Origin of the sequence: Actinacidiphila sp. DG2A-62 (assembly GCF_035825295.1) — a bacterium.
Taxonomy (GTDB): domain Bacteria; phylum Actinomycetota; class Actinomycetes; order Streptomycetales; family Streptomycetaceae; genus Actinacidiphila.
This window is the reverse complement of record NZ_JAYMGI010000002.1, coordinates 1261725-1274998: the sequence shown is the minus strand read 5'-3', so window position 1 is coordinate 1274998 and position 13274 is coordinate 1261725. Positions and strand designations below refer to the sequence as shown.

13 protein-coding genes are annotated in these 13274 nt (G+C 71.1%); 9 read left to right on the top strand and 4 right to left on the bottom strand.

The window, feature by feature from the left end; all coding sequences use genetic code 11:
* The gene (locus tag VSR01_RS05875) at positions 1–267 is read right to left on the bottom strand and encodes an acyl carrier protein (RefSeq protein ID WP_326448215.1); all 267 of its coding nucleotides are present in this window, start codon (positions 265–267) and stop codon (positions 1–3) included.
* 325 nt (positions 268–592) lie between these two features.
* Between VSR01_RS05875 and VSR01_RS05870 the strand changes: the two genes are divergently transcribed.
* Positions 593–1561, top strand: a complete 969-nt coding sequence (locus VSR01_RS05870; protein ID WP_326448214.1) for a GNAT family N-acetyltransferase — start codon at positions 593–595, stop codon at positions 1559–1561.
* 278 nt (positions 1562–1839) lie between these two features.
* Here the strand turns inward: VSR01_RS05870 and VSR01_RS05865 are convergent, their stop codons facing one another.
* The 3 genes from VSR01_RS05865 to VSR01_RS05855 are packed head-to-tail and all read right to left on the bottom strand — an operon-like array spanning position 1840 to position 5644.
* Positions 1840–3015 carry an acyl-CoA dehydrogenase family protein gene (locus VSR01_RS05865; protein WP_326448213.1) on the bottom strand — a complete coding sequence of 392 codons (1176 nt, stop codon included), beginning with the start codon at positions 3013–3015 and terminating at the stop codon, positions 1840–1842.
* Between the two features lie 35 nt (positions 3016–3050).
* The gene (locus tag VSR01_RS05860) at positions 3051–4280 is read right to left on the bottom strand and encodes a cytochrome P450 family protein (RefSeq protein WP_326448212.1); all 1230 of its coding nucleotides are present in this window, start codon (positions 4278–4280) and stop codon (positions 3051–3053) included.
* A 32-nt stretch (positions 4281–4312) separates the two neighbouring features.
* On the bottom strand, positions 4313–5644 hold the full coding sequence (locus VSR01_RS05855) for an FAD-dependent oxidoreductase (protein WP_326448211.1): 1332 nt from the start codon (positions 5642–5644) through the stop codon (positions 4313–4315).
* 235 nt (positions 5645–5879) lie between these two features.
* Here VSR01_RS05855 and VSR01_RS05850 point away from each other — a divergent pair, with 235 nt between their 5' ends.
* From VSR01_RS05850 to VSR01_RS05815, 8 genes are all read left to right on the top strand, one after another.
* Positions 5880–7130 carry an epoxide hydrolase family protein gene (locus VSR01_RS05850; protein WP_326448210.1) on the top strand — a complete coding sequence of 417 codons (1251 nt, stop codon included), beginning with the start codon at positions 5880–5882 and terminating at the stop codon, positions 7128–7130.
* An 82-nt stretch (positions 7131–7212) separates the two neighbouring features.
* Positions 7213–8598: a condensation domain-containing protein gene (locus VSR01_RS05845; protein WP_326448209.1), complete on the top strand. Its 1386-nt coding sequence runs from the start codon at positions 7213–7215 to the stop codon at positions 8596–8598.
* Positions 8599–8631: 33 nt separating this feature from the next.
* Positions 8632–9480, top strand: coding sequence for a TauD/TfdA dioxygenase family protein (locus tag VSR01_RS05840; RefSeq protein ID WP_326448208.1), 849 nt, complete (start codon positions 8632–8634; stop codon positions 9478–9480).
* A gap of 116 nt (positions 9481–9596) precedes the next feature.
* Complete coding sequence (locus VSR01_RS05835; protein WP_326448207.1) at positions 9597–10556, top strand: iron-containing redox enzyme family protein; 960 nt, start codon at positions 9597–9599, stop codon at positions 10554–10556.
* A 15-nt stretch (positions 10557–10571) separates the two neighbouring features.
* The gene (locus VSR01_RS05830; RefSeq protein ID WP_326448206.1) at positions 10572–11162 is read left to right on the top strand and encodes a pyridoxamine 5'-phosphate oxidase family protein; all 591 of its coding nucleotides are present in this window, start codon (positions 10572–10574) and stop codon (positions 11160–11162) included.
* A 12-nt stretch (positions 11163–11174) separates the two neighbouring features.
* Positions 11175–11840, top strand: coding sequence for a cyclase family protein (locus VSR01_RS05825; RefSeq protein ID WP_326448205.1), 666 nt, complete (start codon positions 11175–11177; stop codon positions 11838–11840).
* A 150-nt stretch (positions 11841–11990) separates the two neighbouring features.
* A complete protein-coding gene (locus VSR01_RS05820) occupies positions 11991–12326 on the top strand; it encodes a YciI family protein (protein WP_326448204.1) in 336 nt (111 codons plus the stop codon).
* 101 nt (positions 12327–12427) lie between these two features.
* Complete coding sequence (locus VSR01_RS05815) at positions 12428–13270, top strand: phytanoyl-CoA dioxygenase family protein (protein WP_326448203.1); 843 nt, start codon at positions 12428–12430, stop codon at positions 13268–13270.
* Positions 13271–13274 lie beyond the last annotated feature (4 nt).

Genomic DNA, 13274 nt, shown 5'->3' with positions numbered 1-13274 from the left:
CTACCGGCCGCTGGCCGCGTCGATGCGCTGGACCAGGAGGTCGGCCAGCTCGCCGAGCGACGTGACGTCGAAGACGTCCACCATGGTGCACTCGACGTCGAACGCCTCCTCCAGGATGCCGGCCATCTCCACCGCCGCGATCGAGTCGAAGCCGGCCGAGATCGGATCGAGGTCCGCGTCGACGTCTCCGCCGTGGGCCTGCCGGGCCGCGTCGAGCACGGCGGCGAGCACCTGGCGGGAGAAATTGCTGCTCGTTGCGGTGTCCACTGATGGTCCCTCCGGGCTGGTCAGGGGTGGGCAAGGGGCAGGACGAGGTCGCGGTGGTCGGCGGGCCGGCGCTCGCAGGCGTGCTCCTTCCCGCGGATGACAGCCGGGAGCGGGCGCCGCCGGCCTGCCCATGGGCAGGCGCAGGGGCGTCGCCCGGGCGCCGCCGGCCTGCGCCCCCACTGTCACACCCCCCCGGCGCCCGCCGCATCTTCCAGCTTGTGGAGCGTGCGCCGGATCCGGCACGACGGAAGATGGCCCGCGCCGGGGCCGGTCGGCAGGCTGCGGTACGGATCACCGTGGACCGCCGGGCGAGGAGGCCGAAACCATGCGGATCGACACCAGGGAGAACGCCAGGATCGCCCTTGCGAGCGTGGCGGAGGCACTCGACCGGGACTGGCACGACCCGGCGCTCGACATCGACATCGTGCGGGTGCGGCTGACCGATCTGGCCCGGCGCGAGGAGCTGGAGGCCGCGGGCTTCCTGGTCAAGCCGTCATGGATCAGCTGGCTGGCCCCCCTGACCGCTTCGGCGACCGCGTTCCAGGCGCGGCTGCCGACCAAGGAGCGCAAGAGCCACCGCTACGCCGCGCGCGTCGCCGAGAACAGCGGGATCGTGCTGCGCGTCCTGCCGGCCGTCGGCGAGCAGGACCTCCAGGACTTCCTCCGGCTCTACGACCGGCAGATCGCCGGGATGACCCACGGCGTCAACCACGCCCGTCGGCAGGAGCGCCATCTCCTGCGCCATCTGAGCACCCTGCTCGGCGTGTTCGCGTACGCCGACGGCACGCTCACCGGAGGCTGCCTGGGCTGGCTGCGGCCCGAGCAGTCCATGGTGCAGCTGCGGTTCTCCGCGGTGGCCGACGCCGCGCGCCAGGGCATGCTGTCGCGCCTGATGTACACGGCGGCCTTCGACGCGGCACGCGAACGCGGCTTCGTCTGGGCCTCGTTGGGCAACGACCCCTCGCTGCTGGGGCACACGGCGCAGCCCGGCCTGTTCGGCTTCAAGGCCCGCCTCGGGTTCGCGCCGGTCCCGGCGCAGACACTGCCGCCGCAGGTCACCGGCGACGAGGCGGAACTCGTCGTCCACATGCGGGCGTTGGCGCAGCCCTCACTGTCGGTCGCCTACCGCGGGACCGAGCCGGTCCCCAGCCAGGAGGGCCTGCCGCCCTCGCTGCCGCTGCACGCCGTCCTCCTCTCGGCCGTGCCGAACGCGTCGGAGCCCGCCTGGCTGCCCCGTTCCCCCATCCCCGTCACCCACCGGGTGGTCGACGACCCGCAGCGCGTACTCGGGTGACACCTGCCGCGGGACCGGCTCCCGCGCCCCGTCCGCCCCACCCGTGACCGGCTCCCGCGTCCTGTCCGCCCCACCCGTGACCGGCTTCCTCGGCACACTGTCCAAGACGGCGGCGCCGGTTCGTCGTAGGGGTGTCCGACCCTGTCCCGGTGCGGCGCCGACAGGACGGCTGGCCGCCGGGACGGGAGCGGCCGGCCCCGCGACGGTGCGCGGAGCCGGCCGACGCCGGGCACGCAATCAGGCGGACGGCCGTCCGTGCCCGGCCGGGAGCCCCTGCCTCACAGGTACATCGTGTTCGGTTCGAGCCCGCACAGGATGCGCCCGTACAGCTCCGCGCTGGTCGAGGCGTGCATGAGCGCGTGCACGCTCAGCGCGTGAAGGTCGCGCACCGCCCGCTGGAAGGGGTTGGACCGGTAGAGCGACGAGCCGCCGCTCTCGTCGGCCAGGCCCGTGGCCGCCGCGTTGGTCAGCTGGAAGACCCGGCCGAGGTAGGCCCGGGCCTTGACCCGCTCCGGCAGGCTCCAGGCCTCGCCGGCCGCGCCCTTCGCGTCCACCTGTGCGGCCAGCCGCGTGGCGTGCGACTCGGCCTCCTCGATCAGCAGGGCCGCCTCGGCGACCTTCAGGTGGGTGATCGGCGCCTCACGGCGGCTGGCGTAGTCGGTGTAGGTGATCTTGTGGTCGAGCCGGTCCATGAAGGCCGCCTGGGCCGCCTTGGCCAGCCCGATCGCGGCCCCGGTGAATGTGGCGCAGCCGGTGACCATCAGCGGTGTGCGGAAGACGGCGGATCCGGCGTTCAGCTCGGACGCGGTCTGCTCCTCCAGCACGCCCACCAGGGGCAGCACCCGGTCCTGCGGCACGAAGACGTCGTGGGCGATGGTGGTGACGCTGCCCGTGCCGCACAGGCCCGTGGTGTACCAGTCGTCGTCGATCGACAGCTCCGACAGCGGGACGACCGCCATCACCGGCCACTGCGACGCGCCGTCGGGCGTGGGCGCCATGGCCAGCACGACCTGCCACTGGCTGTGCTTGGCGCCGCTGATGAACTGCCAGCGGCCGTTGATCACCACGCCGTCGCCGGTCGGCACCGCGGCCGCGGTGGGGCTCAGCACCCCACACACCCGCGAGCCGGGGGCGAACACCTCGTCCTGGACGTGGTCGGGGAACTGGGCCGCCATCCACGCCGAGGTGGACCAGGCGGACACGTTCCACGCCGCCGAGCCGTCGCCCATGCCGAGCTGGGTGATCACCTCCAGGAAGGTGGCCGCGTCGCTCTCCTGGCCGCCGTAGCGGGTGGGCACCCGCATCGTGAAGACGCCCGCGTCGGCGAGTGCCGCCAACGTCTCGTCGTGCAGCGCCCGGTGGTCCTCGCCCCACTGCGCGTTGGACCGCAGGACCGGCGCCAGCTCGGCTGCGCGCCGGCCGAGTTCGGTCCGCACGGTGGTGTCCGCGTTCATCGACGCTCCTCGTGGTCCATGGCGATGACGCGCACTCAGACGGCGGGGGTGAGACGGATGGGGAGCGTGGAGGCACCGTTGAGCAGGAAGGTCCCCTGCGGCTCGATCTGGTCGGCCGGGACGCCCAGCGCAAGGTCGGGGAAGCGCTCGAACAGCGCCGGCAGCCCGATCGCGGCCTCCATCCTGGCCAGCGGCGCGCCCAGGCAGTGGTGCACGCCGTAGCCGAAGGACAGGTGCTCCTTGTCCTCGCGGGTGATGTCGAACCGGTCGGCGCTGTCGCCGTGCCGCAGCGGGTCGCGGCCCGAGGCGGCGAAGCCGATCAGCACCGGGTCCCCCTTGGGGATGGTCACCCCGGCGATCTCGACCTCCTCGGCGGTGAAGCGGAACGGCAGCTGCGCGATGGGTGATTCCACCCGCAGCGTCTCCTCGATGACGTCCTTCCACGGCACCCGGCCGTCCAGCACCATCTGCAACTGGTCGGGGTGGGTGAGCAGCGCGACGACCGCCTTGCTCAGCAGATTGGTCGTGGTCTCCGAACCGGCGCCGAGCATCAGGTGGAGCGTGCCGGCCAGTTCGGAGTCGCTGAGCTGGGAGCCGTTGTGCTGCGCCTCGATGAGCATGCTCAGCAGGTCGTCGCCGGGTGTCTTCTTCTTCATGGCCACCAGGTCGTACATGGCGCTGTGCCATTCCTCGACGTTGGCCACCGCCTCTTCGTGGCTGATGGTCGTGTCGACGTTGACCTCGCCGCCGCGCATCACGTCGGCGCGCATCTCCTCCGGAACGCCGAAGAGTTCGCAGATCACCTTGGTCGGCAGCGGATAGGCGTACCGCCCCTTGAGGTCCACCACTTCGCCGGGCGCCGCGGTCGACAGATCGTCCAGCAGCTCGGAGACGATGCGCTCGACCCGCGGGCGCATCGCCTCGGTCCTGCGCAGCGTGAACGCCTTGGCGGTGAGATTGCGCAGCCGGGCGTGCGCCTCGGCGTCGTTGGTGGTCATGTTGTCCATGAGCACCCAGCCGATGAGGGGGAAGTCCTCGCCGATCTCTCCGTTGATGAAGGCCGGCCAGTGCTTGCGCGCGTCCTTGGCGAACCGCTCGTCGTTCAGCACCTGGCGGACGGCGTCGTAGCCGACCACCGACCAGGCGCGGACGCCGCCGGGCAGCTCCACCTGGGCCACCTGGCCCTGGGCGAGCAGCCGTGCGCCCTCGGCGTGGACGTCACGGCCGGTGGGGTCGAGAACTATGGGCTCGGGGTGGGTCAACACGGGACCTCCAGCAGATCCTCGAAGGGCGTACGTCAGGACGCCCTCATCCGTCGAAGCACTCGCGAAATCACTGTGGGACGCATCAGGGCCTGGGGCGGGTCGACCAGCCCCGCAGCTCGCAGAAAGGCGTTGGAAAGAACGCCGTCGTATGCCGCCGCGGATTGCAGCCGCGGCACATAGAAATTTCCCATCCGTACTTTCAATGTCCGACGTCCTTCGACTCCGGGAAAACCGAGATCTCCGCCGACGGCCATGTCCCACGGCGCGTCGATGACCCCGGAAAGATCCCGGAAAAATTCCTGGGGCCGCGGCGGGCGGCCTTTCTCCAGGTGTGTGCGCAGGACGAGCGCCTCGATCGCGGCGACCGTCATGCCCTGGGCGTAGATCGGGTTGAAGACGCACGCGGCGTCGCCCATCACCAGCAGGCCGTCGGGCAGACGGCTCATCCGCTCGTAGCGGTGCCGGACGTTCGCGGGGAAGTGCATGGACACCGGTTCGGTGATCATCTCGGCCTGCTCGACGGCCGCGTGGATCTCCGGCACCGGCAGTCTCCGCGCGTAGGCGACGAAGCCGGCGCGGTCGGTCGGCGGGCGGTCGCCGAGCAGGCCGTACAGCGACAGCGCATAGCGGTCGCGGAGCCTGACCAGCGTCGCTCCGTGCGGATCGGCCGGGCTGGCGACGCACACCAGGCCCGCGCCGTCGCCGATCGGGTCCACCGGCAGCGGTGCCCGCAACTCCACGGTGGTGTAGGTGAGATCGATCTTGACCCGGTCCTGCGGCACCTGCGGATAGCCGAACTCGGTCAGCCAGCGCGGGGTTCGCGAGCTGCGCCCGCTGGCGTCCACCACCAGGTCCGCGGCCAGCACCTCCTCCGGGCCGCCGTCCGCCGGCTGCACCCGCACGCCGGTGATCCGCGCCCTGTCGGGCGACGCGGTCAGGCCCGCGATGTCGGTGCGGTCGACCAGCCGCACGTTGGACAGCGCCCGGATGCGCTCGCGTATCCGGGCCTCCAGCAGTGGGCGTTCAGCCGACACGCAGATCAGGCCGGTCTCCTTCTTCTCGATCATCCGGCCGTTGAAGTACCAGCTCAGGCCGGTGCCGAAGTCGCAGACCGGCACCCCGAGCTCGGCAAGCTCCTTGGTGATCCCGGGAAACAGCTCCTCCAGAACCTGCTGTCCCCGTGCCAGCAGGCCGTGGATGTGACGGCCCTGCGGGACGGTGCGGCGCGGACCGGGCTCCCCGCTGAGCACGTCCCGATCCACCACCGTCACGGTCCGGTAGGTCTCGGCCAGCAAGCCCGCGGCCAGCAGGCCCGCCACGCTCGCGCCGAGCACCACGGCGCGCTCCCCGACATAAGTGCCCACGATGTTCCTCTCATAGGCGGCGCGACATTGATTTCTCGATTCCGGCGCAAACCGCGATCGCGCAGTCGCAACCTGCCGGGAATTCCAGCATCGTTGCCTAGGGCACGGACTGCTTCTTCGAGATTGCCCAATCGGAAGCCGCTAATCGGGGGCTATCGTGGCCGGTTCCGCTGGTAGCGTCGCCGCAGGAGCAGGTTGTGAGTCGCCGCGTCAGCCCGACAAGAGGAGGCTTTAGATGCGCCCCTTCCGTATCTCCATTCCCCATGAGAACCTGGACGACCTCCGCCGCCGGCTGGCCGCCACCCGCTGGCCGTCCGAGGTCCCCGGCGCCGGCTGGACGCGCGGGGTGCCGGTGGACTACCTCAAGGATCTGGCCGAGTACTGGCGCACCGGCTACGACTGGCGGGCAGCCGAGGCCGCGCTGAACCGCTTCCCGCAGTACGTCACCGAGATCGACGGCGCCAACGTGCACTTCCTGCATGTGCGTTCGCCCGAGCCCGACGCGCTCCCGCTGATCATGACGCACGGCTGGCCCGGCTCGGTCGCCGAGTACCTGGACGTCATCGAGCGGCTCACCGACCCGCGCAGCCACGGCGGCGACCCCGCCGATGCCTTCCACCTGGTCATCCCCTCGCCGCCCGGATTCGGGTTCTCCGGGCCGGCCCCGGAGGCCGGCTGGAACGTGCAGCGGATCGCCGCCGCCTGGAACGAGCTGATGCGCAGCCTCGGCTACGACCGCTACGCCGCCCACGGCACCGACCTCGGCGTGTGGATATCGTTGACCGCCGCGGCCATGGCCCCGGAGAACCTGATCGGCGCTCATGTCAGCTTCCTGCTGACCCCGCCGTCCGGCGACCCCGCGGAACTTGAGGGCCTCGACGAGCAGGACCTCGGCCGCCTCGCCTACCTCGCCGCGTTCGAGGAGGAGGGCCGGGCCGGCGACATGCACATCCAGGGCACCAGGCCGCAGACCCTCGCCTACGGCCTCACCGACTCGCCGACCGGCCAACTCGCCTGGATCGCGGAGAAGTTCCGGGACTGGACACAAGGCGACTCGGTCAGCCGCGACCAACTGCTGACCAACGTCTCCATCTACTGGCTGACCGCGACCGCAGGTTCCTCCGCCCAGCTGTACTACGAGATGGCCGACCAGCTGCCCATCGCCCCGCACCCGCCGGCCGCGGCGCCCCCGCTGCCGGTGCCGCTCGCCGTCGCCGTGTTCGCGCACGACGCGAGCCTGGCCATCCGCAAGCTGGCCGAGCCGCGCTTCCCGAACATCATCCAGTGGAGCGAGTTCGACGAGGGCGGCCACTTCCCCGCGCTGGAAGTGCCCGAACTCCTCGCCGCCGACCTGCAGTCCTTCCACCGGGTGCTGCGCGGCGGCGCGGCGGCGCAGGCGCCCGCGCCCCGGGCAGCGGCGGAGGCCGCCGGCGCCGTCGACGTGTCCGGGCAGGAGCCGTCGTCGGTGGGCTCCGAAGTCGGTTGAAAATTTTCCCCGGCCGGTTGGTCAATCCGGCGCCCTCCCGTTCGTCGACGTGTCGAACCGCAGGACGAGACGAGGAGATGACGTGCCGTTCACCCAGGACGTGTCACCGGCCCCGCACCAGGAGGGCGGGCGGGACCGGTATCCCCTCTCGAGCCAGCAGGAGCTGTGGTGCGCCGGCGCGGAGTCGGGAGCGTTCGGGCCCCGATTCATCGTGACCAAGTGCCTGCGCATCAGCGGATACGTGGACGAGGTCGCGCTCCAGGGCGCACTGGACGACGTGGTGGCGCGGCACGAGATGCTGCGCACCGTGGTGGTGCGCGACGCCCGGCCGCGGTACCAGGAGGTCCGCCCGCCGTCGCCGGCGCCCCTGACGGTGCGCGACCTGCCCGCCGCCCCCGGCGAGGAACGGGAGGCGCTGGCACAGCAGTTGCTCACCGAGGCCGAGGAGAGCAGCGTCCCGGTCGAGGAACTCCCCCTGCTGCGCGCGGTGCTGGCCCGGTTCGACGACGAGGACGCGGTGCTGAGCCTGGTCACCCACCACACCGCCGCCGACGGCTGGTCGCTCCAGCTCATCCACCGTGACCTGGCGGCCTGTTACGCCCTGCGGACCGGTGAGGACGTCGCGCCGCTGCCGCCGGCCCGGCCCTACCGGGACTACGTCCGCTGGCAGCGGGACGCCACCGCGGGCCCGGACGCCGAGCGCAACATGGCGTACTGGCACGGGCAATTGGACGGCGCGCCCTTCTTCACGCTGCCCACCGACCGGCCGGTGCGGCAGGTGCACGCCGAACCGTACCGGGCGAGCAACCTCGTACTCGACGCCGAGGTGGCGGCGGACGTCGCAGGGCTCGCCAGGACCAGCCGCAGCTCCAGTTTCATGGTGATGCTGGCCGCGTTCTCCGTGCTGGCCCACCGGATCAGGGGCGGGTTCGACCCGGTGATCAACACCATCGTGCACGGCCGCGGCAAGCCCGAGTACCGGGACACCGTCGGGCCGTTCCTGAACTTCCTGCCGCTGCGCACCGACCTGTCCGGCTGTGCCACCTTCCTCGACGTGCTGCGCGCCACCCGCGCCACCTGCCTGGACGCCTACGCGCACGAAGTGCCGGTGCAGCTGCTGGAGGAGGCGATCCCGTCCCTGATGGCGCCGATGGCCGATCCGGCCAACTGCGACTTCATCTTCGGGTTCTTCGAGTCCCCGAGCCTGGACGCGGAAGGACCGGCCGATGACCCGTACCGGATCGCCGACCGCACCGTGGGGGTGCAGAAGCGCGAGACGGTGAGCGAGCAGATCCCCGGCGGCGCCGCCTGGAACATGGGAGTCGCCTCGACCGGGGAGATCAGGGGCGCCCTGCAGTTCAACCCCGAGGAGTTCGACGAGAGCACCGCCGCCGGCTGGGTCGCGGAGTATCGCCGGATCGTCGTGGCGGCGACGGCCGCGCCGGAACGCGAGTGGAAAGCGCTCTAGAACCTGATTCTGCCGACAAGTTGGGGAGAGTTCATGACGTCCTACACACTGGATGCGCTGAGCCCGGTGTTCGGCGCGACCGTCTCCGGGCTGGACCTCAGGGAACCGGTGGACCAGGCGACCGCCGACAGCCTGATCGACGACCTGACCCGCTACCGCGTGCTCGTGCTGCCCGGCCAGAAGCTGGACCACGCCGACCACGTGCGTTTCAGCCGGCACTTCGGACCGCTCGACGTCTACCCGGTCGCCCGGTACGTCGTGCCCGAGCACCCCGAAGTCCTGAAGATCAGCAACATCTTCGAGAACGGCGAGCCGATCGGCCTCTACGACGGCGACGACCAGGAGGAGTGGCACACCGACTACTCCTGGAAGAAGGTCATGAGCCGCGCCTCGCTGCTCTACTCCGCGGTGGCCCCCGAGGAGGGCGGTGACACCGTCTTCGCCGACGCCACCACCGCGTACGACGAGCTGCCGGCGGACATGAAGGAACGCATCGAGGACCTGCGGGCGGTGCACTCCATGGCCTACCTCGTCGACCAGGAGCTCAAGACCAACCCGCACAAGAAGCCGCTGACCCCCGAGGAGCGTGAGCGCACCCCCGACGTCGAACAGCCGCTGGTCAGGCGGCACCCTGTCACCGGCCGTAAGTCGCTGCTGCTCGGCAGCATGATCATCAGCGGCATCGTCGGCCTCGGCGAGGCCGAGTCGACCCGGCTGCTGGACGAGCTGCACGCCCACGCCACCGCCGACCGCTACCTCTACCGGCACCACTGGAGCGTCGGCGACCTCGTCATCTGGGACAACGACGCCACGATGCACACCCGCACCGCGTGCGACCACCGGCTCCACCACCGGCTGCTCTACCGGACCACGGTGATGTAAGGGCCGGCCCTCGTTCACGCACGAGTACGACCGACCGCACCGCAACCGTGCGCGGTGCGGCTCCGCAGACATGCCCGGGAACGGACCCCGGGGATGGGACACAACAGGAGGCAATCATGGTTGGGGCAATTCCGGGGAGCGTCGCGACGCAGCGCGGCATCACCGACGCGGACGTCGCCGCCGCCTTCCCGAGCGACGGCGCCGCGCCGGACGCCGCGGTGCGGCTCGAACTGATGGACCGGCTGCACAGCTACTACACCGCCTATCTGGGCGGTGCCGAATCGTTCCAGCAGGTCCCGCGGCTCAACGGCGACCCGCAGATCGCCGCCGTGGAGGACGCCTGGCTGCGCTGGGAGGACGGCCAGGTGGACACCGCCCTGCTGCCGGAGTCCGCGGACGGGCTCGCCGACTGGTTCGCCGCCCTGCGCGCCCGCCACGTGCAGCCGGCCTTCTGCCGTTACCTCGCGGAGGAGGCCACCCTCGACGAGATCGCGCTGTTCTTCCTCGCCGAGGAGCTCGTCGACAGCCGCTTCGACGACCTCGTCGCGCTCGCCCAGATCGGCGCCGGCGACGTCAGCAAGCTGACCATGGCGGAGAACTACTGGGACGAGATGGGCGAGGGCAAGCTGGAGCAGATGCACACCCGGCTGTTCGAGCACTCCGCTCGCTTCATGCGCGCCCGGCTCACCGACAGCGCCGTCGACATCTCGCACCTGGGCGGCATGGAGGTCTACGAGAACGCCAACCTCGTGCTGATGTACGGCATCCACCGCCACTTGGCGCCGCGCGCGCTGGCCGCGATGGGGCTGATGGAGTACAGCGCGCCGACCCGCTTCCAGGCGATGGTCGACGGCTGCAGCAGGCTCGGCGTGCCCGCCGACGTCATCCACTACCAGCGCATCCACGTCCACGTCGACGCCGACCACGGCGCCGAGTGGCTGGAGAACGTGCTCGTGCCGCTGGCCCACCACTCCCCGGAGGCGCTGCGCGAGATCGGCATGGGCGCGCTCACCCGCGAGCGGGTGGCCAACGCCTACTACGAGCGGGTGTGGCAGCAGATGCGGGCCGTGCGGTGACCCGGCGGTGCGGGCATGGAGCCTGAGGACTTCTACCAGGACGGCAGCCGCGAACTGCAGCGCCGCTTCGGCACCGAGGATCTGGCGGCGCACCTGTCGCGCCGCTACGTCTTCGACGTGCTGGAGGACGAGCACATGGAGTGGATCCGCGGCGCCGACGCGGTCTACCTGGCCACCGTCGACGAGCAGGGCTTCCCCGACTGCTCGTACAAGGGCGGCCTGCCCGGCTTCGTCCAGGTGCCGAACTCCCGGACCCTGGAGATCCCCAGCTACGACGGCAACGGGATGTACCGCACGCTGGGCAACGCCGCCGCGCGGCAGCAGATCGGCCTGCTCTTCCTCTTCCCCGGCGTGCCCGCCAAGCTGCGGGTCAACGGCAGCTGCGAGGTACTGACCGATCCGGCCGCCGTCGGCCCGCATCACGGCGCGGAGGCCGTGCTGAGGGTCGCCGTCCGCGCGGTCTTCGAGAACTGCCCCCGCTATCTGCACGACCCGCGGACCGGCGAGCACTCGCGGCACTGTCCGCGACCGGGCTACCGGCCCCCGGACCCCGACTGGAAGCTCAAGCCCGAGTACGACGGGCTGCTGCCGGTCCGACAACCCTAGGAGTACGCCACTGTGAGCGGCCGAACCATCATCGACCTGTCCCACCCCATCGAGCACGGCATGATCACCTACCCCGGCCTGCCGGGACCGGAGATCAGCGACCACATGTCCCGAGACGAGTCCCGGCCGCGCTACGCGCCGGGCACCGAGTTCCAGATCGGCCGGATCGCGATGGTGGCCAACACCGGCACCTATCTCGACGCGCCGTTCCACCGCCACCACGACGGCCCCGACCTCTCCGGGCTCGACCTGTCCCGGCTGGTCGACGTGGAGGGCGTCGTGGTCGACGCCACCGGCCCCGACCGGGCGATCGGCCCCGAGGTCCTGTCGGCGCACCAGGTGGCCGGCCGTGCGGTGCTGGTGCGCACCGGCTGGGACCGGCACTGGGCGACCGACAAGTACGGCGACCCCGGCCACCCGTTCCTCACCGCCGGGGCCGTGCAGTGGCTGGTCGCCCAGGGCGCGGCGGTGGTCGGCATCGACTCGGTCAACATCGACGACATGGCCGATCTGGCCCGGCCCGCGCACACCGGTCTGCTCGCCGCGGGGATCGCGATCGTCGAGCACCTGACCGCTCTCGAGCGGCTGCCGCAGACCGGCTTCCGTTTCCACGTCGCCCCGCCGCCGGTGGTGGGCATGGGCAGTTTCCCGGTCCGCGCCTACGCCGTCGCCGGGTAGCCGCACCCGGGCGCCACACCGCCGACTGTCCATCCGCAGCCCTCCCGTTCGTCGCACCCCCGGGAGACCGAACAGGCAACGAACAGCCATGACCGGCTGCGCACACGACGTGCGTCAGGCGCGAGAAGGCGCGAAGAAGGAGAAGACATCATGAAGTACCTGCTGTTGATCTGTGCCGACCCGAACACCGAGGTCACGCCCGAGGACGAGGCGGGCATGGCGGTCGGCACCGCCGACTGGGTGACGGAGATGGACGGGCGCGGGGTGCGGCTGCAGGGCAGCCGGCTGCGGCCGGTCAGCGACGCCACCACGGTCCGGGTGCGGGACGGCAAGGTGGCCGTCGCCGACGGCCCCTTCGCGGACACCAAGGAGCACATCGCCGGCTACGACATCATCGAGTGCGCCGACCTCGACGAGGCCATCGAGGTGGCCGGCAAGCACCCGGTCGCCCGCTTCGGCACCATCGACGTCCGTCCGTTCTGGTAAGTCGCGCAACGCCGGCTCGTGCGGGGCGAGCCGGATCCAGACCAGGAGCCGCGGCGGCCCCAGGCGGGCGGTGGCCCCACGACCAAGGGAGGGTCGGATCCATGACTCAGACAGCAGCAGGCGCGTCCGGTGAACTCCTGCAACCGCTCGGGCCCGAACTGCTCGCGCAGTACCGCCGTACGGGCTATCTGCTCCTTCCGCCGGACTTCCTGCCCGCGGACGTGCTCGGCACCGTGGCGCGCGTGATGCCTTCGGTGCTCGCCGAGGACAGCCCGGCGCGGATCCTGGAGCGCGACGGCAGCACCGTCCGCTCGGTCTACGGCCTGCACCGCACCCAGCCCGAGATCGCCGCGCTGACCCGGCTGCCCGCCCTGCTCGGCGCGGTCCGCCAGCTGCTCGGCGACGACGTGTATGTGCACCAGTCGAAGATCAACATCAAGGCGCCGTTCGCCGGCGACCAGTGGGAGTGGCACCAGGACTACGTCTACTGGCTCCAGGGCGACGGCATCCAGAAACCCGACCTGGTCAACGTGGCGGTCTTCCTGGACGAGGTCACCGAGTTCAACGGCCCGTTGACCTTCGTCCCCGGCTCGCACGCCGAGGGCCTGCTGGCCGGCACGGACGTCGACGGGATGCCGCTGGGCTACGAGGACGCGCCGGCCTGGGTCGCGACGCTGACCGCCGACGAGAAGTTCCAGGTCCGCCCGTCGATCATCGAGGAACTCGCCCGCGCCAAGGGGCTGGTCAGCCCCAAGGGACCCGCCGGCTCGATCCTCATGTTCCACCCGAACATCCTGCACTCCTCGGCCGCCAACATCTCGCCGTTCCGGCGGGCGATGCTGATGTTCGTCTACAACAGCGTCAGCAACAGTCCCCAGGACGTCGCCGAGCCCCGGCCGGTGTTCCTCTCCGATCCGGAGGCGGTCGCGCTCCAGCCCCTCTGACCGG

Bases quoted from the DNA above. Each gene is read 5' to 3' on its own strand.
- VSR01_RS05870 (WP_326448214.1), top strand. From the start codon at position 593: ATGCGGATCGACACCAGGGAGAACGCCAGGATCGCCCTTGCGAGCGTG.
- VSR01_RS05865 (WP_326448213.1), bottom strand. From the start codon at position 3,015: ATGAACGCGGACACCACCGTGCGGACCGAACTCGGCCGGCGCGCAGCC.
- VSR01_RS05850 (WP_326448210.1), top strand. From the start codon at position 5,880: ATGCGCCCCTTCCGTATCTCCATTCCCCATGAGAACCTGGACGACCTC.
- VSR01_RS05840 (WP_326448208.1), top strand. From the start codon at position 8,632: ATGACGTCCTACACACTGGATGCGCTGAGCCCGGTGTTCGGCGCGACC.
- VSR01_RS05835 (WP_326448207.1), top strand. From the start codon at position 9,597: ATGGTTGGGGCAATTCCGGGGAGCGTCGCGACGCAGCGCGGCATCACC.
- VSR01_RS05830 (WP_326448206.1), top strand. From the start codon at position 10,572: ATGGAGCCTGAGGACTTCTACCAGGACGGCAGCCGCGAACTGCAGCGC.
- VSR01_RS05820 (WP_326448204.1), top strand. From the start codon at position 11,991: ATGAAGTACCTGCTGTTGATCTGTGCCGACCCGAACACCGAGGTCACG.
- VSR01_RS05815 (WP_326448203.1), top strand. From the start codon at position 12,428: ATGACTCAGACAGCAGCAGGCGCGTCCGGTGAACTCCTGCAACCGCTC.